At 59.7% G+C, this 25,939-nt stretch carries 20 protein-coding genes; 8 read left to right on the forward strand and 12 right to left on the reverse strand.

What is annotated here, in order from left to right; translation table 11 throughout:
- Positions 1-164: 164 nt before the first annotated feature.
- Entirely contained in the window at positions 165-746 is a 582-nt protein-coding gene (locus tag CLV74_RS07185; protein ID WP_106263561.1) for a T4SS efffector SepA family protein, read from the forward strand.
- A 128-nt stretch (positions 747-874) separates the two neighbouring features.
- On the opposite strand, the gene CLV74_RS07190 is transcribed toward CLV74_RS07185, so the two are convergent.
- Positions 875-3,664, reverse strand: a complete 2,790-nt coding sequence (locus CLV74_RS07190) for a bifunctional aconitate hydratase 2/2-methylisocitrate dehydratase (RefSeq protein ID WP_106263562.1) — start codon at positions 3,662-3,664, stop codon at positions 875-877.
- 298 nt (positions 3,665-3,962) lie between these two features.
- Entirely contained in the window at positions 3,963-4,871 is a 909-nt protein-coding gene (locus CLV74_RS07195; protein ID WP_106263563.1) for a LysR family transcriptional regulator, read from the reverse strand.
- Between the two features lie 126 nt (positions 4,872-4,997).
- On the opposite strand from CLV74_RS07195, the gene CLV74_RS07200 reads away from it, so the two are divergent.
- Genes CLV74_RS07200 through CLV74_RS07210 form a run of 3 tightly spaced genes read left to right on the forward strand, consistent with a single transcriptional unit; the run spans position 4,998 to position 7,306 of the window.
- Positions 4,998-5,438: a DoxX family protein gene (locus CLV74_RS07200; protein WP_245888482.1), complete on the forward strand. Its 441-nt coding sequence runs from the start codon at positions 4,998-5,000 to the stop codon at positions 5,436-5,438.
- Between the two features lie 59 nt (positions 5,439-5,497).
- Entirely contained in the window at positions 5,498-6,319 is an 822-nt protein-coding gene (gene ygiD / locus CLV74_RS07205) for a 4,5-DOPA-extradiol-dioxygenase (RefSeq protein ID WP_106263564.1), read from the forward strand.
- Between the two features lie 15 nt (positions 6,320-6,334).
- Positions 6,335-7,306: a glutathione S-transferase family protein gene (locus CLV74_RS07210; protein WP_106263565.1), complete on the forward strand. Its 972-nt coding sequence runs from the start codon at positions 6,335-6,337 to the stop codon at positions 7,304-7,306.
- A 71-nt stretch (positions 7,307-7,377) separates the two neighbouring features.
- On the opposite strand, the gene CLV74_RS07215 is transcribed toward CLV74_RS07210, so the two are convergent.
- From CLV74_RS07215 to CLV74_RS07240, 6 genes are all read right to left on the reverse strand, one after another.
- Entirely contained in the window at positions 7,378-7,905 is a 528-nt protein-coding gene (locus CLV74_RS07215; protein ID WP_106263566.1) for a CAP domain-containing protein, read from the reverse strand.
- A 130-nt stretch (positions 7,906-8,035) separates the two neighbouring features.
- Entirely contained in the window at positions 8,036-8,884 is an 849-nt protein-coding gene (locus CLV74_RS07220) for a shikimate dehydrogenase family protein (RefSeq protein ID WP_106263567.1), read from the reverse strand.
- Positions 8,881-10,395 carry a tripartite tricarboxylate transporter permease gene (locus CLV74_RS07225; protein ID WP_425430972.1) on the reverse strand — a complete coding sequence of 505 codons (1,515 nt, stop codon included), beginning with the start codon at positions 10,393-10,395 and terminating at the stop codon, positions 8,881-8,883. Before CLV74_RS07225 ends, CLV74_RS07220 begins: the two co-directional genes overlap by 4 nt.
- Positions 10,392-10,967: a tripartite tricarboxylate transporter TctB family protein gene (locus CLV74_RS07230; protein WP_106263569.1), complete on the reverse strand. Its 576-nt coding sequence runs from the start codon at positions 10,965-10,967 to the stop codon at positions 10,392-10,394. Before CLV74_RS07230 ends, CLV74_RS07225 begins: the two co-directional genes overlap by 4 nt.
- Before the next feature lie 134 nt (positions 10,968-11,101).
- A complete protein-coding gene (locus CLV74_RS07235) occupies positions 11,102-12,106 on the reverse strand; it encodes a Bug family tripartite tricarboxylate transporter substrate binding protein (RefSeq protein ID WP_106263570.1) in 1,005 nt (334 codons plus the stop codon).
- Between the two features lie 118 nt (positions 12,107-12,224).
- Positions 12,225-13,151: a LysR family transcriptional regulator gene (locus CLV74_RS07240; RefSeq protein WP_106263571.1), complete on the reverse strand. Its 927-nt coding sequence runs from the start codon at positions 13,149-13,151 to the stop codon at positions 12,225-12,227.
- Positions 13,152-13,265: 114 nt separating this feature from the next.
- On the opposite strand from CLV74_RS07240, the gene CLV74_RS07245 reads away from it, so the two are divergent.
- Complete coding sequence (locus CLV74_RS07245) at positions 13,266-14,957, forward strand: FAD-dependent oxidoreductase (protein WP_106263572.1); 1,692 nt, start codon at positions 13,266-13,268, stop codon at positions 14,955-14,957.
- Entirely contained in the window at positions 14,957-15,754 is a 798-nt protein-coding gene (locus CLV74_RS07250; protein ID WP_245888483.1) for a sugar phosphate isomerase/epimerase family protein, read from the forward strand. The genes CLV74_RS07245 and CLV74_RS07250 overlap by 1 nt, the downstream gene beginning before the upstream one ends.
- Positions 15,755-15,829: 75 nt before the next feature.
- Here the strand turns inward: CLV74_RS07250 and CLV74_RS07255 are convergent, their stop codons facing one another.
- Positions 15,830-17,374 (reverse strand): alanine/glycine:cation symporter family protein, encoded by a 1,545-nt coding sequence (locus tag CLV74_RS07255; protein ID WP_106263574.1) that lies wholly within the window; start codon positions 17,372-17,374, stop codon positions 15,830-15,832.
- A gap of 17 nt (positions 17,375-17,391) precedes the next feature.
- The gene (locus CLV74_RS07260; RefSeq protein WP_106263575.1) at positions 17,392-17,826 is read right to left on the reverse strand and encodes a universal stress protein; all 435 of its coding nucleotides are present in this window, start codon (positions 17,824-17,826) and stop codon (positions 17,392-17,394) included.
- 423 nt (positions 17,827-18,249) lie between these two features.
- Between CLV74_RS07260 and CLV74_RS07265 the strand changes: the two genes are divergently transcribed.
- On the forward strand, positions 18,250-19,377 hold the full coding sequence (locus CLV74_RS07265) for a sensor histidine kinase (protein ID WP_106263576.1): 1,128 nt from the start codon (positions 18,250-18,252) through the stop codon (positions 19,375-19,377).
- A 263-nt stretch (positions 19,378-19,640) separates the two neighbouring features.
- The gene (locus tag CLV74_RS07270) at positions 19,641-21,344 is read left to right on the forward strand and encodes a methyl-accepting chemotaxis protein (protein WP_106263577.1); all 1,704 of its coding nucleotides are present in this window, start codon (positions 19,641-19,643) and stop codon (positions 21,342-21,344) included.
- 95 nt (positions 21,345-21,439) lie between these two features.
- Here the strand turns inward: CLV74_RS07270 and fdhF are convergent, their stop codons facing one another.
- Both fdhF and CLV74_RS07280 read right to left on the reverse strand, forming a co-directional pair.
- Positions 21,440-24,208 (reverse strand): formate dehydrogenase subunit alpha, encoded by a 2,769-nt coding sequence (fdhF, locus tag CLV74_RS07275; protein ID WP_106263578.1) that lies wholly within the window; start codon positions 24,206-24,208, stop codon positions 21,440-21,442.
- A 2-nt stretch (positions 24,209-24,210) separates the two neighbouring features.
- On the reverse strand, positions 24,211-25,902 hold the full coding sequence (locus tag CLV74_RS07280) for an NAD(P)H-dependent oxidoreductase subunit E (RefSeq protein WP_106263579.1): 1,692 nt from the start codon (positions 25,900-25,902) through the stop codon (positions 24,211-24,213).
- Positions 25,903-25,939: the final 37 nt, after the last annotated feature.

The raw sequence follows: 25,939 nt of genomic DNA on the forward strand, positions 1-25,939 counted from the left end.
GGGGCGGTAGAAACTCTTCAATCCCTCATCGGCCAAAGCCTGTGGGCGCACATCAGTTAATGTACGCTCCCTAGGGCAATTCACAGAAAATATGTTACATATTTCCTTGAAGTGTAGCGAAATATGTAACATATTTCCCGTGTAGCCACTCTGGGAGAAATAGAATGCCGGTCGTTCGAATAAGTGACGCAACATTCGTGGACTTAAAGTCGATCGCTACTTGGCTCGACGTTGAAACGCCCGCTCTAACAATTGAGCAACTGGTTAGAGATAAAATGGCGCAACTCGGGCTTGAGCGTGATGATCCACATGAAATTATTATGCCTTCTGGGGCATCATGCGCCTCATTGGATGAGAGTATAATAGAATTCAAAACTGCGCCTGGTCTGACTTTCGCGCGGGTGCGGGCGGCTTCGGTTGATGGCTGCTGGCTAGAAAAAACGAACTGGTCTGTAGTCCTCTTGCAAGTGATCTCAGCCGTTATGAAGAAGCACAAGATGGACGCAAATAGCCTTGCGCGAGAGCTGCAAGTGCCCTCAAAGCCCTATGAATTTAATGAGGAAGGTTACAAATACTACTCTCACCTTGGCCTTTCAATTCAAGGGCAGTCGGCTCCAGATGCTTGGCGCGAGATTGAGCGTCTTGCACAAAAGCACCGAGTGGCTGTCGAGGTCCGCTTTCAATGGAGTGAGAACGATAAGGCCCAGTATCCGGGAAAGGTCGGTATGCTTCGGGCTGGAATTTGAAAGCAGCGGTAGCAAGCGTAATAAATCTTCAGAAGTCCTCTAACCCAATAGAAAAGGGCGCGGTGGTCAGACCATCGCGCCCTTTGTGATTTAGCGGGGTAGGGGCAGCGTTTGCTGCCCCAGCCGTCTTAGAAGTGGACCGAACGTGCGCCTGCGGGCTTTTCCAGCGGCGGCGCGAACTTGGTCAGGTTGATGCCTTCAACCGCCTTCTTGTACTCTTCCATGTTGGGCGTACGGCCAAGGATGGCCGACAGAACCACAACCGGGGTCGAGGCCAGCAGCGATTCACCCTTCTTGGTGTCCGAGTCAGCCACAACGCGGCCCTGGAACAGACGGGTCGAGGTCGCCAGAACGGTGTCGCCTTTTTCCGCTTTTTCCTGGTTGCCCATGCAGAGGTTACAGCCGGGACGCTCGAGGTACAGGATGTTCTCGTACTCGGTGCGGGCCTTGGCTTTCGGGAACATGTCGTCGAACTCGAAGCCCGAGTACTTCTGCAGGATGTCCCAGTCACCTTCGGCTTTCAGCTCGTCGATGATGTTGTAGGTCGGTGCCGCGACAACCAGAGGTGCCTTGAACTCGACCTTGCCGTTGGCTTCCTCGAGATTCTTCAGCATCTGGGCCACGATCTTGATGTCGCCCTTGTGCACCATGCACGAGCCAACAAAGCCCAGATCCACCTTCTTCTCGCCGCCGTAGTAGGAAACGGGGCGGATGGTGTCGTGGGTGTAACGCTTGGACACGTCATCGTTGTTGACGTCGGGGTCAGCGATCATGGGCTCGTCGATCAGGTCCAGATCAACGACGACTTCGGCGTAGTACTTGGCGTTGTCATCGGGGGTCAGGGCAGGCTTTTCGCCCGACTTGATTTCCGCGATACGCTTGTCTGCCTTGTCGATCAGGCCCTGCAGGGTCTGGGCTGCGTTGTCCATGCCCTTGTCGATCATCACCTGAATGCGCGACTTGGCCAGCTCCAGCGAGCCGATCAGTGTGTCATCGTTGGAGATACAGATCGAGGCTTTCGCCTTCATTTCTGCGGTCCAGTCGGTGAAGGTGAACGCTTGGTCCGCCAGCAGGGTGCCGATGTGCACTTCGATGACGCGGCCTTGGAAGACGTTGTCGCCGTGCTGCTTCAGCATCTGTGCCTGAGTGGCGTGAACCACGTCACGGAAGTCCATGTGGTCTTTCATGGTGCCTTTGAAGGTCACCTTGACCGAGTCAGGGATCGGCATGGTGGCTTCGCCGGTGGCCAGCGCCAGAGCAACTGTGCCCGAGTCCGCACCGAAGGCAACGCCTTTGGACATACGGGTGTGGCTGTCGCCGCCGATGATGATGTCCCAGTCGCTGACAGTGATGTCGTTCAGCACTTTGTGGATCACGTCGGTCATCGCGTGGTATTCGCCCTTGGGATCACGGGCGGTGATCAGGCCGAAGTCGTTCATGAACTTCATCAGGCGCGGGATGTTGTCCTGAGCCTTCTTGTCCCAAACCGAAGCAGTGTGACAGCCCGACTGGTACGCGCCGTCAACGACAGGCGAAATGGTGGTCGCCGCCATGGCTTCCAGTTCCTGGCTGGTCATCAGGCCGGTGGTGTCCTGCGAGCCGACGATGTTCACTTCGACGCGGACGTCGGAACCGGCGTGCAGCACTTTGCCTTTTTCAACACCAACAGCGTTCGCGTTGAAGATCTTCTCAACAGCGGTCAGGCCCTGACCTTCGATGCTGATCTCTTTAGAGGGGGCGAAGACCTGCGGGGCTTCGACGCCCAGAGTTTCAGCCGCGAATGTCTGCAGCTTCTTGCCGAAGACAACAGCGTAGGAACCGCCGGCCTTCATGAACTCGACCTTCTGGGGGGTGAACGACGACGAGACGTCTGCCAGTTCTTCGCCCGACTCAGAGGTCAGTTTCTTGGTTTTGGTGTTGATCTTCAGAACGGTACCGGTCTCGACCGAGTACTTCTGCTCCAGCACGGGGCTGTCGTCGTTGTTCAGGATCGGTTTGCCGTTGTCATCCAGCTTCTTGACCCAGTTCTTCAGGTCGATGCCGATGCCGCCGGTCACGCCAACGGTGGTCAGGAAGATCGGCGAGATGCCGTTGGTGCCTGCCACAACGGGGGCGATGTTCACGAAGGGAACGTAGGGGCTTGCTTGCTTGCCGGTCCACAGTGCCACGTTGTTCACACCCGACATACGCGACGAGCCAACGCCCATGGTGCCTTTTTCAGCGATCAGCATCACGCGCTTGCCGGGGTGCTGCAGCTTCAGCTCTTCGATGTGCTTCTGGGCGGCTTCGTCGATCATGCACTTGCCGTGCAGTTCGCGGTCCGAACGCGAGTGCGCCTGGTTGCCGGGCGACAGAAGGTCGGTCGAGATATCGCCTTCGGCAGCGATGTAGGTGACGACTTCGACAACTTCTTCAACTTCGGGCAGCTTGGTGAAGAATTCGGCCTGCGCGTAGCTTGCCAGAATGTCTTTCGCGATGGCGCTACCTGCTTTGTAGGCCTCTTCCAGACGGGCCATGTCGGCCTCGTAGAGGAAGACCTGAGTTTTCAGAACTTCAGCCGCTTTGGCAGCGGTTGCAGCGTCATCACCCAGTGCCAGATCCAGCAGAACCGCGATCGAGGGGCCGCCCTTCATGTGCGACAGCAGCTCGTATGCGAAATCGGGGGTGATTTCGGCAACGTCGGCTTCGCCCAGAATGATCTCTTTCAGGAAGGCTGCTTTGACGCCTGCGGCGCTCGTGGTGCCGGGCAGGGTGTTGTAGATCAGGAACTGCAGCGAATCCGCGCGGTATTCGTTGGCAGTGTCTTTGATCTGCGCGATCAGTTCCGCAACCAGCGCACCGTCATCGATCGGCTTGGGGTGCAGGCCTTCGGTTTTGCGTGTTTCGATTTCTGCTAGGTAATCTGTATACAAGCTCATGATGATCCCGACGCTTCGAGGGTTGAAATAAGCTTGATCGCCCGGCCGGGCTATGTTCTGGCGCGCCGCGACAAGCTTGCTGTATGCCGTCGTATACCAAATGCGATTCCGATGCAAGATGCTGCGATGCGGCTGTTGCAAAGAAGGGCTTTGCGCATTTGTCTGCCTGTCGGCACGGATGGCAGGTTCCCCTGCGTCATAATCGCATTTCAAGCGTTTGCGTAGCCCCAGAAATGCCGCACCTCTTATTGGTATGGGCGCCGTGCATTTTTTATGGGCATCTTGGGTGGTGTGTCGGTCAGGGCGCCATTTGCACTACGCCGCTGGCTTTGATGTCTTTGACCGCGAAATCTATCAGGGCGCGGACCTTGCGAGGCAGGGTGCGTCCTTCAAGATAGGCGGCGGTGATCGGGTGCCCGTCCGAGGTGTGATCGGCCAGCAGGCGCACCAGATCGCGGCCCCCTGTCACACACTGCAGGGCAAAGTCCGGCACATAAGCAATGCCCGCCCCTTGTTGTGCCAGTTCCACCGCCGCACGGGCCGAGTTCACATGGAACCGCCCCTGCACCTGCGCCACGGTCTCGGTCCCGTCACGGCGAAAGACCCAGCGACGGGGGCTTTGCCGGTTGGTGTCTACGATACAGGCGTGATCCTCCAAGTCCTTGACGATCTGCGGTGTGCCCCGTGCTGCCAGATAGCCGGAACTGGCTACCAGCGAGGATTGGAACTGCCCGAGCCTCCGCGTCTTCAGCGACTGCATGCCCGATGCGCCAAGGCGGAACGCCAGATCAATGCCTTCGCTGGCCAAATCGGTGAAATGGTCCGTCAGGCGTAGATCAAAGGTCAGGTCAGGGTTGGCCTGTCCGAACCGCTCTAGCATCCCGACCACGTAGATTTCCCCGAAGGTCACCGGCGCGGACAGGCGGATCACACCGGAAAACCCGCGCGAGCCTTCCGAGACCTCAGTCAGCAGATCGTCCAGATCATCCAGCAGGGCAGGGGCGCGGGCCAGCAGATCCTCGCCTGCGGGGGTCAGGCCCACTTTGCGCGTGGTGCGCTGGAACAGGCGCACCCCAAGACGGGCCTCAAGTTCAGCAACGTATTTCGACGTTAACCGGTTCGAAACCCCAAGCTGGTCCGCCGCCCCCGTGAAGGAACCCGTTTGCGCCGTCGCCACAAAGGCCCGCAGTTCATCGACAAGGTCCATCGCTTATTCCGAACAAATCAGAGAAAGTCATTCCATAAAGTCTCCATTTTATGGAAAGGCTGCAAGCTCTAAGTTCGGTGGCAGAGATAAACAAACGGGGCCGGACCTTAGAAGGCGCCCCACTTGATGACCGGAGTGACTGATATGACCTCGACCAAACAGATTGACCTTGCGGCCCTGATCCTGCGCGTTGCCAGCGGTGCCCTGTTCCTTGCCCACGGCTGGATGAAAGTAAGCGTGTTCACCATTCCCGGCACTGTCGGCTATTTCGAAAGCCTCGGCCTGCCGGGCTTTGTGGCCTACCTGACCATTCTGGCCGAGTTGGGCGGTGGTCTGGCGCTGATCGCAGGTATTGGCACCCGCCTTGTCAGCCTTGCCCTGATCCCCGTCCTGCTGGGGGCCACTTGGGCCCATAGCGGTAATGGCTGGACCTTCTCGAATGAAGGCGGCGGGTGGGAGTTCCCCCTGTTCTGGGCCGCAGCCCAAGCAACTATCGCGCTGATCGGTGCGGGTCGCTACGCTGTCAAAATCCCTGTCCTGAACCGCGCCTTGGGCCAGTTCGCATAAACCCTTGTCCAACCATCGGGATCGCACCTGTTGCGGTCCCGCCTGACCGGAGAAACCCTATGAGTACCGTCCAATCCCTTAGCGCCCTGCGCGACCGCCTTAGCCCCTCGGACCGGATGCCGCTGGTCTTTCTGGGTCATGGCAGCCCGATGAACGCCATTGAGGACACGCAATATTCCCGCGCGTGGACCGAACTGGGCAAAACCCTGCCGCATCCCAAGGCGATCCTTGTGGTCTCGGCCCACTGGATGACCAAAGGCACCACGCTGGTGGATGTCTCGGCCTTTCCGCGCACGATCCACGATTTCTACGGCTTCCCGCAGGAGCTGTTCGACCAACACTATATCGCCGAAGGCGCGCCGGAACTGGCCCGCGAAGTGGTCAGCCTGTTGGCCAGCCACCATGGCGAGGAAGACGACACTTGGGGTCTGGATCACGGTGCGTGGACGATCCTCAAGTTCCTGTATCCCAACGCCGATGTGCCGGTGTTTCAGGTCTCGATCGATATGACCCGCGATCTGGATTACCAGCTGGAAATCGGCCAGATCCTGTCCGAGTTGCGCGATCGCGGCGTGCTGATCCTTGGGTCCGGTAACGTGGTGCACAACCTGCGCCGTCTGGACTGGAACGGCAAACCGCAGGACTTCGCGCTGGAATTCGATGCCCTGTTTGCGAACAAGCTGGAGGATCGGAACTTTGCCGCGCTGGCTGACCGTCGGGGTCTGGGCAAGCTGCTGCAAGTGGCTCATCCAACGGTGGATCACTACCTGCCTGCGCTGACGATCGCAGGGGCCTCGGACGCCAAGGACAAACTGACGTGGATGACGGACAGCATTGATCTGGGATCGGTGTCCATGCGGTCCTTTGTGTTCCACGCCTGATTTCGGAGAACAACAATGCTTGTAGATGGTAAATGGTCCGACAACTGGCAGCCGGTCCAGAAGGCTGATGAGAAAGGGCGCTTTGTCCGTCAGGTGTCAGGCTTTCGCAACTGGATCACCCCTGACGGCAGCGCTGGCCCCACGGGCGAGGGCGGCTTTCCCGCCGAAGCGGGCCGCTATCGCCTGTATGTGGCGTTCATCTGCCCTTGGGCCTCGCGTACGCTGATGGCGCGCAAGCTGAAGGGGTTGGAGGATGTGATCCCTGTCACCATCGTCAATCCGACAATCGGGGATCAAGGTTGGCAGTTCGGGGGCTATGACGGTGCGGATGAAGACCCGCTGTTCGGCTTCAAGTATCTGCACCAGCTTTATACCAAGGCCGACCCTCACTACACGGGCCGCGCCACGGTGCCGGTGCTCTGGGACATGAAGCGCAACGTCATGGTGAACAATGAAAGCGCCGATATTCTGCGCATGTTGGATACCGCTTTTGAAGGGCTGGTTCCCTCGGACGTCCGCCTGTTCCCTGCCGATCTGGCGGATGAGATCGAGGCGTTAAGCCCCCGCATCTACGATGATCTGAACAACGGGGTCTACAAGGCGGGCTTTGCCAGCAGCCAAGAGGCCCATGACGAGGCTGTCGCAGGTGTCTTTGACATGCTGGACGCGCTGGAGGATCGGCTGACTGGTGATTACCTGCTTGGGGATCATCTGACCGAAGTGGACATCCGCGCTTTTGTGACCCTGATCCGGTTCGATGCGGCCTATCATGGTCTTTTCAAAGCCAACCGCCGCCAGATCGCCGATTATCCGCGCCTGCAAGCCTATATGGAGCGGATCTACCATCTGCCGGGGATCAAGGACACGGTGAATATGGATCACATCACCCGTGGCTACTATTCAATCAAGGCGCTGAACCCCAAGGGCATCCGCCCCGAAGGGCCTGCACATATCACGGCGCTTCTGGACAGTGTTGGCGGGCGTTAACCCCTTAGAAACGACAAAACGCCCTGCCATTTGGCGGGGCGTTTTTGCATTGGGGGTCCGTGGGGCGGGGATTAGCCGCCCGAAAAGACTGCAACCCAGCGATTGTCATTTGACCGGCCAATGCCGACGATCCGGTTGTTGCGAGCCAGCAGGTTCATCCGGTGACCGACCGATTCCATCCATGCCTCGACGATGCGTTCGGGGGTGCGCTGGCCTTTGCCAAGGTTCTCCGAGACCTTGCGTTGGGTAACGCCGGCCTTGCGAATGCGGCGGCCGAAATCCAGACCATCGGGGTTGGTGTGTGAGAAGAAGTTCCGCCGCTCCATGTCGTTGGCATAGTTCTGGGCGACGCGTGTCAGGGTCGAGTCCATTACCATCGGCGGGCGGCCATTGGCCATGCGCTGCATGTTCATCAGGCTAAGAACCTGCGCGCGGGCCAGATTCAGAGGAAGCTGAACGGTTTGGCTTGGAAGCTCGGAGGCAAGGTAAACCCGTTTAACAGGTTCAGACGCTTGCGTGGTGTGGCTGATACGGACGCAACCGCTTAGACCGACGGCGCAAAGCACAAGTCCCAAGGCAATAGTAGAACGTAACTTCATAACACGAACCCCGTTTAAGCAGGCCGCGATGTGGCAGACACCGCGCCTTCTGGTCCGTGTATGTTGGGAAAATTACCCCTGACCCGTCAATCTCACTTACAGGTATTGGCGGGGTAATTTCGGGGTAATATTATGCCGCTTGGGACAAAAGTGAGGCACGAAGGGCGCTTTCGTCCAAAGGTTTGCCACAAAAGAACTTCCACGCATGTACGCCTTGATAGAAGAACAACTCCCATCCAGAGATGATCTGTAAGCCGTTCTTCTCGGCGTCCTGCAGGAACTGGGTGTCTGTGGGCGTGTAGACCGCGTCAAAGCACCATTCCGCGCCTTCCATGGCCTCGGCTGCCAGCGGCGTGCCACCATAGCCGACCATGCCCACAGGGGTGCAGTTGATCAGGCCGGTGGCCCCTTTGGCAGCTGCTACGGCATCGTCACCGCAGGTAACGGTTACCGCAGGGGCGGCCTTGCGGATGTCTGCGGCCAGCGCCTCGGCCTTGGGCAGATCGCGGTCCACCAGGCGCAGTTCTGTCACGCCAAGACCCACCAGACCAAAGGCCACCGCGCGGCCTACGCCGCCGGTTCCGATCATCAGAACCGTGCCGGGGGCCTTGTCGCCACGTACACCGCGGTAGGCGGCCATAAAGCCGCTGTAGTCGGTGTTATAGCCCTTGGGCTTGGCACTGCCGTCTCCGAAGATCACTGTGTTGCAGGCACCAATCCCGCGCACCAGCGGATCGTCCACCTCTACAAAGGCGGTGACCCGCTCTTTGTAGGGGTAGGTGATATTGCTGCCTTTAAAGCCGTTGTCCTTTGCGTGGGCAAAGACGTCTTCGAAGGGCAGGCCCATCTCGTGGGGAATCAGCAGATCATAGGCGACAACCATGTCGTTCTGCTTGCCTGCCAGTTGGTGCAGCAGGGGCGAGCGCGAGGCTTTGATGTTGTCGCCAATCAGGCCCAGTTGCAGGTCGGGCGTGGTCATTCGGTGGCTTCCTTCTTGAAGAGGCGGGCTTTGGCCTTGGTCCACAGGGGGGTCTGGCTGACAAAGATCAGGACGACGGTGATCAGCAGGACAGTCGACAGCGGGCTGCTGAAGATGCCGCCGAAGAACCGGCCCAGATCTTCGCGTTCGCTGATGATCGCGCGGCGCCAGTTGTCATCCAGCAGGCGCGACAGGATCACGCCCAGAATGACCGGACCCAGCGGATAGCCATAGTGGCGCATAAAGTAGCCGAAGACACCAAAGCCAAGCATCCAGTACACATCGGTGATCGAGTTGTTCACCGCATAAGCACCCACAATCGACAGCAGCATGATCAGCGGGATCAGGAAAGCGCGGGGGATTTCCACGATCTTGGTGAACAGCTTGATGCCGGTCAGGCCGAACAGCAGCATAAAGAAGTTTGCCGTCACCAGAGCGCCCACGATGAACCAGAACATATGGGGCTGGTCGATCATCAGCATCGGGCCGGGGTTCAGTCCGTGGATGAACAGGGCACCGATCATGATCGCGGTCACCGCGTCACCGGGGATGCCAAGGGTCATCATCGGAATGAAGGCCCCGCCCACGGCGGCGTTGTTTGCGGTCTCGGGGGCAACTAGGCCCTCAATCGCGCCTTCACCGAATTTCCGCTCGGGGTTCTTGGTCACGCGCTTGGCGTGGTCATAGGCCATCAGCGCCGCGATATCGCCGCCGGTGCCGGGCAGAGCGCCGATCAGAACCCCGATGGTCGAGGTTTGCAGCGACAGGGGCAGGTGCTTTTTGACGGTTCCGAAGCTGGGAACAATCTTGTCGATCTTCTGGCGCACGGCGGGAAGGTCGATGTTGTGCAGTTGCAGCAGGGCCTCGGAGACGCCGAACATGCCGATCATCACGGCGATGAACGAAATGCCTTGGGTCAGCAGCGGAATGTCGAAGGTGAAGCGTTGGGTAAATGTCAGCGGGTCCATACCCACAGCACCGATGCCGATGCCAAGCGCGCCCGAGAAGATGCCCTTGATCAGCGAACCCGACGAAAGCGAGCCCACCAGCAGAATGCCAAGCACTGCCAGCAACATGTAGTCGCGGGGTTGGAACTTTAGCGCAAAGTCGGACACGAAGGGCGCGGCCAGTGCCAGAACGGCGATGCCGACCAGACCGCCAAAGAACGACATGACCGTGGTCACACCGATGGCGGTGCCAGCCTCGCCTCGTTTGGCCATGGGATAGCCGTCCATCGCAGTGGCAATCGCTGAAGGCGCACCGGGGATGTTCAGCAGGATCGCAGTGCGCGAGCCGCCGTAAACGCCACCCATATAGATGCCGATCATCAGCGAGATCGCCGGATAGACATCCCAAGAGAAGGTAAAGGAAATCAGGATCGACACGGCCATCGTGACCGACAACCCGGGGATTGCGCCCACATAGACGCCCGCAAAGGTGCCCAGACCGACCAGCAGGAACAGCTGCGGCTGCAAAAAGACTGTAAAGAAATCGTGAAGGACGCTCATCATGCGGCTCCCGAAGCGAAAATATTGCGGAAGTACTGGATCATCTCACCTTCCGGAACGATGCCCGAGGGCAGCAGCACGGTGAAGATGATGCGGAATACCAGCCAGATCACCACCAGCGATCCCAGCGCGACAGCTAGGGTCATCGGCCAGCCTCGGCGGGCCAGCAGCTTGATCGAGATGATCAGGAACAGGGCGGCGGTCGGGATGAACCCCAGCGGTGTCAGCAGGATACCGAAGGCGATGAGAAGAACGATCATGATCATCACCACAACGGGGATGATGTCTTTCAACAGGCTTTCGTTCTCGGCGGTTTTCATGCGCAGGGTTTTGGCCAGAATGACCAAAGCGCTGATCAGCATGACAGCAGAGGTGGCCATGGGCACCGAACCGGGCGAGGACAGCGCCTCAAAGCCCGAAATGCCATAGGCGTTCCACAGCAGCACAGCGCTGCCGATGGTCATCAATAAGGCAAAGACCGCTTCGCCAGGGCGGCGTTTGTCGGCGTAACCGCCGGGGGTGGCGTCAGACGTGCCGTCGTGGTGGTCGGCGTCGCCTCGGAAATCTGCGTCCATGGCTTCCTCCTATTGCCGTAGGGCGGGCGCGGAAGGGGAATGGCCTACGGCATAAACGATGAGCGCCGCCCATCGGGGGGACAGGCGGCGCGTGTGCTTCGATCAGGACAGGTCTGTCCTGTCAATTCAGTGGATTACTTCGCGGGACGTGCGATGCCGAAATCTTCCGGCGACGCTTTGGTCAGACCTGCGTCCTGCAGCAGCCAGGTGGTGTTCTGCTGCCACTTGGTCAGGAAGTCCTGCGCTTCGGCGCCCGAGATGTTCATCATGGTGAAGCCACGGTTGTCCATCAGCTCGACGAAGTCAGCGTTGGTTGCTGCCTGAGCGTAGGCGTCCGACAGTTTCGCGACGACATCGTCAGGAGTGCCGTTCTTCACGAACACACCGAAGAAGGGACCCCAAGGCAGGAAGCCGTCATAGGCCGCGTTGAAGTCGGTCACGATCGGCGCTTCGGGCAGCTTTTCGTTCTTGGCGTTATCGATGATCGCCAGAACTTTCATGTTGCCTGCGCGGATGCCTTCGATGGCTGCACCCAGAACGGCGGGCATCACGTCGATGGCGCCACCCTGCAGAGCGGTCAGCGCGGGGCCGTCACCGTCGTAGGGAACCGAGATCACGTCCAGATCGCCTTCAACGGTTTCGATCATCGCGGTGATCACCGAAGGCAGGCCGCCGGGGCCGGTCGCGCCAAAGCGGACTTCGCCGGGGTTCTCGGCGATGTGCTTCATCAGACCTGCGTAGTCATCGAAGGGCGCATCGGGGTTTGCCACCAGAACGGGCGTGCCGCGTGCCAGCAGGTTGATGGGGGTAAAGTCGGTGTAGTCTTTCTCACCCAGACCCATCACTTTGTAGAGCAGCGGGTTTTCTGCGCCCATCAGCAGGCTGTAGCCGTCTGCGTCCTGGTTTGCCACGTGGTTCAGCGCGATTGCGCCAACGCCGCCGGTCATGTTCTGCATGACAACGGTGCCGCCCAGAACTTCTTCAGCGTGGGGGGTGACCGAGCGCATCACGGTGTCGGTCGAACCACCGGCACCCCATTGGATGATGCCCTGAATTTCTTTTGCGGGGTAGTCAGCGGCCAGTGCGCCGGTTGCTGCCAGTACAAGCGCGGAAACAGCGCCGAAAGCGAAGCGTTTCATGTCTCTCCTCCCAGTGAGATTATGTCCACGACGAAAGATTTTCCGCCGATCGAGTGCCAAAATGACGCGGGTATACCATAACGTCAAATGCTAAAAGTGATGAAGCATTAACTTTGTGTTATGTTCCATCGGTGTGCTCTGCCCAATTTGACCCAGACAACGACAATTCCTTGCGAATTTGCCGAATGGTTTGCTCGGCAAACGAGGACAGAACGCGGCCCTTCTTTGTGACCGCATAGGTTTTCACAACTGCCGGTTCTTTCAGGGGCTTGCGCACCAGACCCGGCATGTAGACTTCGGCAACAGAGAACTCGTCAATCAAAGCGACACCCAACCCGTGGCGCACAAAGCTGACCAGAGTCTGCGCAAAGCGGCCACGCATGGCGTGCTTGGCCTTCAGGCCCGCATCCTCGAAGGGTTGTGCCACGATCTTACCGTAGGGGTCCGAGGGATCAATCCCGATCAAAGGTTCATTCACCAGATCATGGACCGAGATTTCGTCCCGTTCGCTTAAGGGATGGCCTTCCGGCAGAATCACCACCACGCGCCCTTCGGCGATCTGTTCGTTCGCGATGCCTGCGTTGTTGACGGGCGAGGACATGATGACGAACTCGCCTCGTTCCAGCAGCAGGTAATCGACGGTCTCTTCGATCTTCAGGATGTTCAGGTCCACATAAAGATCGGGATAGCGCCCGCGCATGGTGCGGATGGCGCGGGTGGCCACGAACTGCGCAATAGACGGGGCCGAGGCAAAGGCCAGATGGACGTCCTCGCCTTTTTGCAGGGATTCCAGCGCACTTTGCAGGTTCTCGACGCCTTTATAGACCTCTCGGATCTGGTCAAAGACGGTGCCTGCCTCGACCGAGGGGACAAATAGCCCCGCGCGCCGTTCGAACAGGCGAATGCCTAGGCTGTCTTCGGTATGTTTGATCAATCTGCTGATGCCGGGGGCAGATACCCCCAGATGATCCGCCGCGCCGCTGATGGTGCCGCGCAACATAACTGCACGGATTACCTCGATTTGGCGCAAAGTAATTTCACGCATGATGTCTCCTCCACGTTCTGATTAACATGGAGTTATGAAATCTGGCAAACATGTAATTGACGTTATTTTTGTGGGGCGTCAGGTTGCGGGCGAACGCAAGGGGGAGGCGAGGTCATGAAAAGCACAGTCACCTATGGCAGCGATCTGATCGTTCTGGGATCAGGGGCCGCCGGATTGGCCGCAGCCGTCACAGCAGCGCATCACGGGCTGCGCGTCACCCTTATCGAAAAGACTGATGTGCTTGGCGGCACGACCGCTTGGTCGGGCGGCTGGATCTGGAGCCCGCGCAACCCCGTCGCCATCCGTGCCGGTATTGATGAGGATATCGAGGCCCCCCGCACCTATCTGCGCAATGTTCTGGGCAACCACTTTGATCCCGCGCGGGTCGAGGCCTTTTTGCAGGCCGCGCCGGAAATGGTCGGGTTCTTTGAAGAGAACACGGCCCTCAGCTTTGATGGCGGTCTGGTGATCCCCGACACCTACGGGCATCTGGATGGGGCAGGGACCGGCGGGCGCTCGGTTATTGCCAAGCCCTTTGACGGGCGGGCATTGGGCAAGAACATCGACTTGGTGCGCAAGCCAGTGCGCGAGACGACCTTTTTCGGGATGACCATTCAGGCGGGGCCTGACCTCAAGGCCTTTATGACCATGACCCGATCCATTGGCAGCTTTGCCTATGCCACCAAGCGGGTGCTGCGTCATTTCCGTGATCTGGCCTTGTATCGGCGGGGGATGGACCTGCGGAACGGCAACGCCTTGGTGGCCCGTCTGGTGAAATCCGCGCTGGATTTGGGGGTCGAGATCAGAACCTCGACCACAGTGGAGCGTTTGATTGCAGAAGATGGCCGTGTGGTCGGTGTTGTTTTGGGGGATGGCGAAGAGGTGCAGGCCGCGAAAGGCGTTGTGCTGGCTTGCGGCGGCTTTGCCCATGATGCGGCGCGGCGGACCCAGAGCTTTCCCCGCGAAGATCAGCACCGGACTTTGGCGGTGGATAGCGCCACGGGCGATGGTTTGCGTCTGGCCGAGGCTGTGGGCGGCGCGGTGCGTCTGGACACGGCCCGACCGGCAGCCTTTTGCCCTGTGTCGACCGTGCGCTGGCCTGACGGGCGCGAGGCGCAGTTCCCGCACATCATTGATCGGGGCAAGCCCGGTGTGATCGGCGTGCTGGCGAACGGTCAGCGGTTCTGCAACGAGGGGCTTGGCTATCACGACTATGTCGAGGCGATGCTGCAAGCGATCCCCGATGATCAGCCTGCGGTCAGTTGGATGGTCTGCGACCATCGCTTCCTTCGCCGCTTTGGTCTGGGCGTGGTGCGTCCGACACCGGTCCCCTTTGGGCAGTGGGTCCGCAGCGGCTATCTGAAAACCGGCAAGACGATCGAGGCGCTGGCGCAAGCCTGCGGGATCGACCCGCAGGGCTTGCGCACTACCGTGGATGCATGGAACGCGGATGCCGATAAAGGCGTGGACAGCGCCTTTGGGCGCGGGACCTCTCCCTACATGCGGTTGCAGGGCGATCCCGAGCAGCAGCCCAACCCCAACGTTGCACCGATCCGGCAGGGGCCGTTCTATGCGGTGCAGGTGGTACCCGGCAGCTTTGGCACCTTTGCGGGGCTGGCCACCGATGCGCGCGCCCGCGTGCTGCGCGAGGATGGCAGCGCGATTGGCGGGCTTTATGCGGCAGGCACCGACAGCGCCAGCGTCTTTGGCGGCTTTTATCCGGCGGGGGGGATCAACCTTGGTCCTGCGCTAACCTTTGGATTTATCGCGGGGCGCGATGCCGCCACCGCAGGGGAGAGCGTTTGATGCGCAAACTGACTTTGGCCCATTTGTCGGCGCTGGACCTGCCGCCGCCTGCGTTCATCTCGGCCGCCGCCGAGGCGGGTTTTGACGGGGTGGGTTTGCGGCTGATCCAAGTGACGCCGACCTCTGCCGGCTATCCCCTGATGGACGATCCTGCGCTAATGGCCCAGACCAAGGCGGCCCTGAAGGACACCGGCCTTTACGTGGGCGATATCGAGTTTGTGCAGATCAAGCCTGAAACCCGCGTCGAAGACCTGTTGCCCTTCCTTGATGCGGGGGCAGAACTGGGGGCGGGGCAGGTGATCACCGCGCCTTATGATCCTGATCTTGGCCGTTTGGCTCAGACCTTGGGGGCGATCACCGAGGCTGCGAAAGAGCGTGGCCTTGGCACGGTGATGGAGTTTTTTCCGTGGACCGTAGTCCCCGATCTGGTTGCGTGCTGGGATCTGGTGCAGGCCGCCGGTCCCGATACGGGGATGCTGGTGGATAGCCTGCACTTTGACCGCTCGGGTTCCGGCCATTCCCTGCTGGCCGCCATTCCGGCAGAACGTCTGCCTTTTGCCCATCTGTGCGACGCGCCGGTTCAGCCAAGCTATTCGACTGATGAGTTGATGCACAACGCGCGGGCGGAACGGTTCGCCCCCGGAGACGGGCAGATCGATCTGGCCGCTTACCTGCGTGCTTTGCCCAAGGACATCCCTCTTGGTCTAGAGGTGCCGCGCCCTGTACCGCCCGAGATGCTGCCGCAGGGACTGGCCCATATCGCGCAGGCGACGCGCACTTTGCTGGCGGGCCTCTGAAGATCGCCCCGAGAAAATGAAAATGCCGGACCCAAGAAAGGCCCGGCATTTCTATTTTCAAAAGTCTCAGGTGACTTACTGGAACTTGCGGATCTCGCCCGATTTCAGACGGGTGAGGTAGCTGTTCAGTTCCTTTTTCACGATCGGCATCAGCAGATAGAGCGCGATGATGTTGACCACAGCCATGGCAAAGATCGCCGCATCCGAGAAGTCGATGACCGGACCAAGGCTGGCCGCTGCACCGATGATCACAAAGAGGCAGAAGATGACCTTGAAGGTCAGGGCCGAAGCCTTGCTTTCGCCAAAGAGGAAGGTCCACGCCTTCAGGCCGTAGTAGCTCCAGCTGATCATGGTCGAGAAGGCGAAGAGGATCACCGCAATCGCTAGGATGTAGCTGAACCAACCGAAGGCTGACGAGAAGGCCGCCGAGGTCAGCGCCACACCGGTGTTGCCGTCAACGGTCTGGATCGCGCTGCCAGCCTCGTTCAGAACGTAGTTGCCGGTTGCGGGGTCGGTGATCAGCTGGCCGGTGATGATGATCACCAGTGCAGTCATGGTGCAGATCACAACGGTGTCGATGAAGGGCTCAAGCAGCGACACAAAGCCTTCGGTGATCGGCTCTTTGGTGCGCACGGCTGCGTGGGCGATTGCCGCCGAGCCAACGCCCGCCTCGTTCGAGAAGGCCGCACGTTTGAAGCCTTGGATCAGCGCGCCGACGATGCCGCCCGCGACACCCATGCCGGTGAAGGCACCGTCAATGATCTGGCCAAAGGCCCAACCGATCATGTCCGCGTTCATGCCCAGAATGACCAGTGCGGTCAGAACATAGAGGATGCCCATGATCGGCACGACTTTTTCGGTCACGCTTGCGATGGACTTCAGGCCACCGACGATCACGGCAAAGACGATCGCCGCAAAGATCACGCCGGTGATCACGCCGGGGAAATCGCCAAAGACGTTGGTCAGCTGTGCATGGGCCTGGTTCGCTTGGAACATGTTGCCGCCACCCAGCGAGCCAAGGATCGTGAAGACTGCAAACAAGACCGCCAGAATTTTACCGCCGGGCAGGCCGCGCTCTTTGAAGCCTTTGGTCATGTAGTACATGGGGCCGCCCGAAACGGTGCCGTCTGCCAGCTCGTTCCGGTATTTCACGGCCAGCGTACATTCGGTGAATTTCGATGCCATGCCCATGAGGCCCGCAAGGATCATCCAGAAGGTTGCGCCTGCGCCGCCGATGCTGACCGCCACGGCCACACCTGCGATGTTGCCAAGACCCACGGTGCCCGAAAGAGCCGTGGCCAGCGCTTGGAAATGGCTGACCTCGCCCGCGTCATTGGGGTCCGAATAGTCGCCCTTCACCAGCCCGATGGAATGGGGGAAGGCGCGGAACTGGATCAGACCGAAGTAGACGGTGAAGATGGTTGCTGCGACCACCAGCCAGCCGACGATCCAGGGAAAGCTGGTGCCGGGAAAGGGGCTGAAGATCAGGTTCACGAACCAGCCGGTGCTGCTGGCGAAAGCGGCGTTGATGCTTTCATCCAGCGACTGGGCCAGAGCGGGGGCTGCAAATGCAGCAGTCGCTGCGGCGGAGGCCGCAGTTGTCAGTGCGATACGTTTCATGAAATCTCTCCGGCCGCTTAGGGGACAATTGTCACGGGAATGGGACAGGTCTGCGCCAGCGTACCCGCGACCGAGCCGAACAGACGGCTGGACAGGGCACCTTCGCCGGTGCGGCCGATGATCAACTGAACCGCGCCTTCGGCGGTGGCCAGCTTGATCAGGGTCTCGGACACGTGGCCGTATTTGATGACGGTCGAGATCGGAACGCCGCTGCTTGCGTATTCCTCTTTCACGGGGGCCAGAAGGGCGGCTTCGGCGCGGGACAATTCGTCCTGACGACGGGCGTGACGCTCTTCGATTTCCTGAGGGGTCAGGAATTTGTAGGGGGACCATTCAAGGACGTGGGCAACGATAACATTGCCAGAGATAACTTTCGCGCGTTCGACCGCGAATGCCAGCGCGCGCTTGGCGCTGTCATTGCCGTCGTAGGCGACAACAATCGTGTTGGACATAAGACGCTTCCTTCCGTTGCGACTCCAGAGTGGCCGGGTTCCAGGCCCGGTCCTTTTTCTTTGGCTTTCGACTTAAGTGCGGCACCTGAGCGGGTGCCTGTGCCACCGTAGGCGTGGTGGCATGGGCGGTTGGTCTATAGAAAAGTGCTCAGTCGATCTGACCGAAAAGCGCCCTAACGCAATCCAGAAGGCGCTAATTTTTATAGTTTAACAGGCAAAATGGTGAATCGATCAAGTTTTCTGATGCAGGTGATCTGCGAAACTGTCTGACTTCGCCTTAAAAAGCCGCTCTTTCAAGACACCTTCTGAAATTTGCATGTATTTATATGCGCTTAGCGATCGGTTTACGACTGCAAATCTCTTGAGGCATGTGCCAGTGCGCTCTAATTTCAGCGCTGTAGGTTGAAAAGTAGTAAAGATCTGATGGCAAAACCGTTCCCCTTATCCGTCCCTCCAGAGCATCTGGAAATCCTACAGGACGTCCTGCGTCTGCGCGCGTTGGATATGGCGGCGCTTATGGATACGCCGCAGGAGGAGATATTTGATCGGGCCGTTCGGTTGGCCACTACTGTGACGGGGGTGAAGGTCGGTTTGCTGTCCTTGGTGGACGGCGAACGGCAGTTCTTTAAGGCCAGTCACGGCCTTCCGATCGCCAGCGAAGCGGACCGCCAAACGCCTTTGTGCAGTTCGTTCTGTCAGTATGTGGTCACGACGCGCGATGCCTTGGCGGTGACCGACGCCCGCGAACATGATCTGCTGAAAGACAATCCTGCCATTCGTGATCTGGATGTGATCGCCTATCTTGGCGTGCCTGTTCATGACGCGGCGGGGCATGCTTTGGGGTCATTCTGCGCCATTCATGATGAGCCGCACGAATGGACCCAGCAGGATGTCCAGAGCCTCACCGATCTGCGCAACATGGTCGAGACAGAACTGATGCTACGTGCGGTACTTTCGGAACGGCAGATCCTGCTGGACGAGATGAACCACCGTCTGAAAAACCTTTTCGCGCTGGTTAGCGGCTTTATCAGGATGAACCGGCGCAACTACACCGAGGTTGGTCCTTTGGCCGATGCGTTGGAAGACCGGATCAGCGCGCTGGCCAGTGCGCATGAGTTGATTGTTCCCGTGGTCACCGCCACCCGCAATTTTATCCCAGAGGTTTCGCTGCGGGCGCTGTTCGAAACTGTGTTGCGGCCCCATGTGCCGATTGGCTCGGATCGTCTGGTACTGGAGGGTCCCGACGTACAGCTTGAGGCGCAACGGATTACCAATCTGGCGCTGGCGGTCCATGAACTGGCAACCAATGCCGCGAAATACGGTGCGCTATCCGGTCTGGAGGGGACTCTGCACGTCCGTTGGAGCGTTCAGGATGGCGCGCTTTCTTTGCAGTGGCACGAATATCTGCCCTGCGGCAGTCTGCAACCCAGCGCTCATAAAGGCTTTGGTACGCGCCTTATCCAGATGTGTATCGAGGGTCAGCTTGGCGGGCAGGTGACCTCGGTCGCGGACCCGTCGGGCATGCGGTATGCGATCTCGTTCACACTTTGATTTCAGTGCGGTTTTTCAGCCGGAAAATGTGACCCTTCCGTTCATCTCCTAGCGAGAGCTTTCTGCTCATTAGGGATAGGTTGGTCATCCTTCGCCTAGGTCATCTAAATCCGCGTCCCGTTCCGGCGTATTACCGTCCATGGAAAAGCCACGGAAAAATCTGGGCTTTGATGGGGGTACGCGCCTGATTTCGCCAGTTTCTGACCGGTTTTTGCACCTGCAGTCAGATTGCGGAGCAGTGCCGTGGAAGGGAAGGAGACACGATGCGTATTACGCTCAAAGCCAAAATGGCGGGTAATTTTCTGTTCATTTTCATCCTGATGGGAAGCATTCTGGCCTATGCCATGAAAGAGTTCCGCGATGTGAACGTACATTTCGGCGGCGTTGTGAAATATGATGCGAATGACCTGTCGATCATTGACGGTCTGACCGAAGCCGAGTTGCAAATCCGCTCGACCGTGGCCGAGGCGTTGGTGTCCCCAAGCGATGACTCCCCCCAGCGTATCCCCGACCTTCGCGTCAAGATCGAAGGGCTGACCAATAACTTCTATTCGGTCGTAAACGATGTCATGCCCCGTCTTGACGATGATACGCGCAAGCTCATGAACAAGATGACTCTGTATCATGACATGCTGGCGGCGACGAACTCGCGGACTATCAATCTTGATGTGTCGGGGCGCGGCGATCAGGCGAACGACCTGTTTCACACTGATGGCAAGGAACAGACCCAAAAGGTTCTGGCTATGGCCGATCAAATTCGCGATCGGATGCGTGAGGGCATGAATGCTTCGGTCGCGAAGGTAAACGCCGAATTCCAGCAAACTCAGATGACTTTGCTGATCATTATCGCGGGTATCCTAGTGGTTGCAGGCACATCGTCTGTTGTGATGATCCGCTCGGTCAGCCGTGGTTTGAACAAGGCGATCAAGCTTGCGGTGCGGGTGTCGGAAGGCGATCTGCGCGAGCTTGCGACCTTTGTCCGGAAGGATGAGATCGGTGATCTGCTGAAGTGCCAGAACGACATGGTGCTGCGTCTGCGCGAGACCGTAGGGCAGGTGGCTGAAGCGGCCCGTAACGTGGCGGCGGGGGCGAACCAGATGGCGTCGACTTCGGAAGATCTAGCCTCTGGTGCCTCGCAGCAAGCCACCACGACCGAGCGCGTGTCGGTGGCTGTTGATGAGATGGCGGCCAATATCACCAACACCTCGGACAATGCGGCGCAAACCGAAGAGATCGCTCGCAAGTCAGCCCAAGGCGCGACCCAGTCGGGTAAAGTGGTGGCAGAAGCGGTCAGTGATATGCAGCGCATCGCGGAACGGATCATGGTTGTGCAAGAGATTGCCCGTCAGACCGATCTGCTGGCACTGAACGCTGCGGTCGAGGCTGCCCGTGCGGGCGAGCATGGCCGTGGTTTTGCTGTGGTCGCATCGGAAGTGCGCAAACTGGCTGAGAACAGCCAGAAAGCCGCGTCCGAGATTTCGGCCCTGTCGGCGAACACTGTGAAATCTGCGGTCGCAGCAGGCAAAGTGCTGGCCGCGCTGGTGCCCGATATTGAACGCACCTCTGAACTGGTTACCGACATCAGTGCCGCCTCACGTCATCTGGCGGAAGGCTCGCATCAGATCAACAAATCCATTCAGGATCTGGATTACGTGACCCAAGGCAACGGGGCTGCGTCGGAAGAGATGTCGTCTGCAGCAACGGAGCTGTCCAGTCAGGCGCAGGCGCTGGCCGAGGCAGTGGGTTTCTTCAAAACCAAAGATGTCGATCTTCCGGCCGATCTGGTCGGCTTTAATGTTGTTGGTGCATCGGCGGGCGAGACTGAGGACGCCGTGAAGGCCGAGGTTACACGCGCCACTGCAGCCAATTCCCGATCAGACATCATCGAGGTGGTCGATATGCCCGCACCCGATGCGCGCGGGAACGATGGCAACAAGTCCAAGGATTTTAGCTTCAATCTTGATTGATCCCACAAGCCCCCCGCGTGGGCAGTCAGATTGAAAAGGCAGCACCGGATCGCTCCGGTGCTGCCTTTATCTTCTTCGGGCTTTGTGGCCGCTGTTCAGGCCGCCGTGACGCGCACGGCGGCGAATTTGAACTCGGGGATTTTGCCATAGGGGTCCAATGCAGGGTTGGTCAGCACGTTCGCCGCTGCCTCAACATAGGCAAAGGGTACAAAGACCATATCTGGCGAGACCGCGCGGTCCGAGCGGGCCAGCAAAGTGATGCTGCCGCGACGGGTTTCCAGCGTGACCTTGCCGCCTTCCGCAACACCAAGCTTGCGCAGGGTCGAGGGGTGGAGCGAGCAGTTCGCCTCTGGCTCGATCGCGTCCAGTACGGTGCTGCGGCGGGTCATCGATCCGGTGTGCCAATGCTCTAGCTGGCGGCCCGTGGTCATGATCATCGGGTAATCCGCATCGGGCGCCTCATCCGGTGCGATCACATCGGCAGGGGTAAACCGCGCCCGCTGGTTCGCGCGGGGAAAGCCATCGCCGAACACAATCGCCTGACCAGGATCTGTGGGCGAGAGGCTGGGATAGGTGACGGCATTCTCACCAGCCAGACGGTCCCACGTGATGTTGTCCAGCGACTTCATGCCTTGCTTCATCTCGGCAAAGACTTCGCTGGGATGTGTGTAGGTCCAGTCCAACCCCAGTTTTTGCGCCAGCGCCACGGTGATGGCCCAATCCTCACGTGCCTCACCCGGCGGGGTGGCGGCGGCGCGGCCCATCTGCACCTGACGGTTGGTGTTGGTGACGGTGCCGTTCTTTTCATAGAACGCTGCGGCGGGCAGGATCACGTCGGCGTAGTTGGCGGTCTCGGTCAGGAAGATGTCCTGCACCACAAGGCATTCCAGCTTGGCCAGCGCCTCACGGGCGTGGGTCACATCGGGGTCGGACATGGCGGGGTTTTCTCCCAGCACATACATCCCCTTGATGTCGCCCGCATGGACCGCATCCAGAATCTCGGTCACGGTCAGGCCCTTTTCGGCGCTGAAATCCTCGGTCCCCCAGATCTTGTTGAAGTGGCCGCGGATCTTGTCATCCGTCACGCTTTGGTAGTCGGGCAGGAACATGGGGATCAGACCCGCGTCGGATGCGCCCTGCACGTTGTTCTGACCGCGCAAGGGGTGCAGACCGGCACCCGGTTTGCCCACATTGCCCGTCATCAAGGCCAGCGAGATCAGACAGCGCGAGTTGTCCGTACCGTGGATGTGCTGCGACACGCCCATCCCCCAGAAGATCATCCCTGCCTTGGCAGTCGCGAAATCGCGGGCAACCGTGCGGATGGTTTCTGCGTCGATGCCGCAAACCGCTGCCATCTTTTCGGGGGCGAAACCGGCCAGATGCTGTTTTTCCGCTTCCCAGTTTTCGGTGTGCTGGTCGATGTAGCTTTGATCGTAAAGCCCCTCTTCGACGATCACGCACATGATCGCATTGAGCAGGGCAACGTCGGTGCCGGGCCGGAACTGGACCATATGTTCAGCGTGGCGCTTCATCGCAGTGCCGCGCGGGTCCATGATGATCAGCTTGCCGCCGCGCTTGGCGAATTGCTTGAAATAGGTGGCGGCGACGGGGTGGTTCTCGGTCGGGTTCGAGCCGATGACGATCGCCACATCCGCATTCTCGATCTCATTGAAGGTAGCGGTGACGGCACCGCTGCCCACGTTCTCCATCAGGGCCGCAACCGAACTGGCATGGCATAGACGGGTGCAGTGGTCCACGTTGTTGTGGCCAAAGCCCTGACGGATCAGCTTCTGGAACAGATAGGCCTCTTCGTTGGTGCATTTGGCGCTGCCAAAACCGGCGACGCTGCGGCCCCCGTTTGCGGATCGCAGACCGCCAAGGCCGCCAGCGGCAGCATCTAGCGCCTCTTCCCAAGTTGCCTCGCGAAAGTGGGTGAAGGGGTTCGCGGGGTCCACAGCCATTTCTTTGGGTGCGCCCTCCAGACGGATCAGCGGTTTGGTCAGGCGGTGGGGGTGGTGGATGTAGTCATAGCCAAAGCGGCCCTTCACGCACAGGCGCCCTTCGTTGGCGGGGCCGTTGATGCCCTCAACGAATTTCACCTTGCCGTCTTTCAGCTTCAGGCTGACCTGACAGCCGACGCCGCAGAAGGGGCAGACCGATTGCACTTCGCTGTCAAAGTCCTTGCTGTCGCCTTGCTGGTCCGCATCCAGAACAGTGGCGGGCATTAGCGCGCCGGTGGGGCAGGCCTGAACGCATTCGCCGCATGCCACGCAAGAGCTTGCGCCCATGTCGTCATCCAGATCGAAGACAGGGTAGGCATCGTGACCGCGCCCGCCCATGCCGATCACATCGTTCACCTGCACCTCGCGGCAGGCGCGCACGCACAGGCCGCACTGGATACACGCATCAAGGTTGACGCGCATGGCGACGTGGCTGTCGTCCAGCAATGGGATGCGCTCGGCCTCAAGGGTGGGAAAGCGGCTTTCGCTGACGTTCTGCGCGTCGGCCATGTCCCACAGGTGGCTTCCTGCGTCATGGGCGGCGTCACGCTCGGGCTGGTCGGCCAGCAGCAGTTCCATCACCAAGGCGCGGGATTTCACCGCCCGTTCGCTGTCGGTTTTAACTGTCATCCCGTTTGAAGGGTTCCGGCAGCAAGAGGCCGCCAAGGTCCGTTCGCCATCAATCTCGACCACGCAGGCGCGGCAGTTGCCGTCAGGGCGGTAGCCGGTCTGAGGTTTGTGGCAGAGGTGGGGGATGGTCTTGCCGTGGCGCTGTGCGACCTCCCAAATGGTTTCGCCGCCAACTGCGGTGACTTCCTGCCCGTCCAGCGTGAAGGTGACCTGTTCGATGTTGTTGCCGTCCATGGTCACACCTCCTCCGAGAAATGTTTCATCACCAGTTTGATCGGGTTCGGCGCGGCCTGTCCGAGACCGCAGATCGAGGCATCGCCCATGACCTGACAGAGGTCGGTCAGCAATTCGCGGTCCCAAGTTTTAGCCTGCATCAGTTTGACCGCCTTTTCACAGCCCACGCGGCAGGGTGTGCATTGCCCGCAGCTTTCCGCCTCAAAGAAGCGCAGCATGTTCAGAGCCGCATCGCGCACGCTGTCCTTATCTGACAGCACCACTACAGCGGCCGAGCCGATAAAGGTGCCATGCGGTTGCAGCGTGTCAAAGTCCAGCGGCACGTCATTCATATGGGCAGGTAGCAGCCCAGACGACGGTCCCCCCGGCTGGTAGGCTTTGAAGCTGTGCCCTTCGGCCATGCCACCGGCGGCGGCGATGACATCGGTGATGGTCGATCCGGCGGGCAGCAGGTAAACGCCCGGCTTCGCCACACGGCCCGAGACCGAATAGTTCCGCAAGCCGGTGCGCTCATTATGCACCGTGGCGTTCATGACCTCTGGCCCCTCGCGGCAGATCATGGCGACCCAGTGCAGGGTTTCCACGTTGTGCACCAAGGTGGGGCGGTCAAAGATGCCAACCTGCGCCACATAAGGCGGACGCAGGCGGGGAATGCCGCGCTTGCCTTCGATGCTTTCGATCATCGCGCTTTCTTCGCCGCAGATATAGGCCCCCGCGCCGCGGCGCAGATCAATGTAGCCCTTGGGGGCGATGCCTGCCTCTTCTAAGGCGGCGATCTCTTTGCGCAGCAGCTTCAGGATCGCAGGGTATTCGTCGCGCATGTAGATAAAGCACTTTTCCGCCTCGACCGCCCAAGCGGCGATCAGCATGCCTTCAAGGAAGACATGGGGTTCACGCTCTAGGTGTACACGGTCTTTGAAGGTGCCGGGCTCGCCCTCGTCGCCGTTGACGGCCAGATAGCGCGGGCCGGGGTTGGCGCGGACAAAGCCCCATTTCTTGCCAGACGGGAAACCTGCACCGCCAAGGCCGCGCAGGCCTGCCTCTAGCAGCGTGTCCTGCACCTGCGCCCAATCGCCGTTCGCACGCAGTTGGGTCAGTTTGTCATAGCCGCCACGGGCGCGGTAATCGGACAGGTCTTCGTATTCGGGCATTACGGGGTGAAAGTCACCGCCGCTGATGATCTGGTCGATCTTGTCGGTGGTGGCTTGATGCACATGTCGGTGGCCGATCTCGACCACAGGGGCGGTGTCGCAGCGGCCCATGCAGGGCGCACGCAACACGCGGACCTTGGCAGGGTCCATGCCTTTGTCCAGCGCCTCATAAAGCGCCTCCGACCCAGCCAGTTCGCACGAAAGGGAATCGCAGACGCGGATGGTCAGATCGGGTGGCGGGGCCTCGCCTTCCTTGACCAGATCGAAGTGGGCGTAAAAGCTGGCCACTTCCCAAACCTCGGCCATTGAGAGGCGCATTTCTTCGGCCAAGGCCCGCAAATGCGGGGCCGACAGGTGGCCGTAAGCATCCTGAATCAGGTGCAAAAACTCGATCAGCAGGTCGCGGTTGCGGGGGCGGTCCCCAAGCAAGGTGCGCACATCCGACAGCGCGGCATCGTCCAGCGGTCGGCCCTTGGTATGCGCGCGGCCTTTGTTGCCGCTACGGCCCGAGGTCCAAGGGATGCTTTTGTGATCAAGTGCCATGGGCTGCCTTCCATCGAAAACGGGTGGGTTGCCGCAT

This window comes from Donghicola tyrosinivorans (assembly GCF_003003355.1).
GTDB classification, from domain to species: Bacteria; Pseudomonadota; Alphaproteobacteria; order Rhodobacterales; family Rhodobacteraceae; genus Donghicola; species Donghicola tyrosinivorans.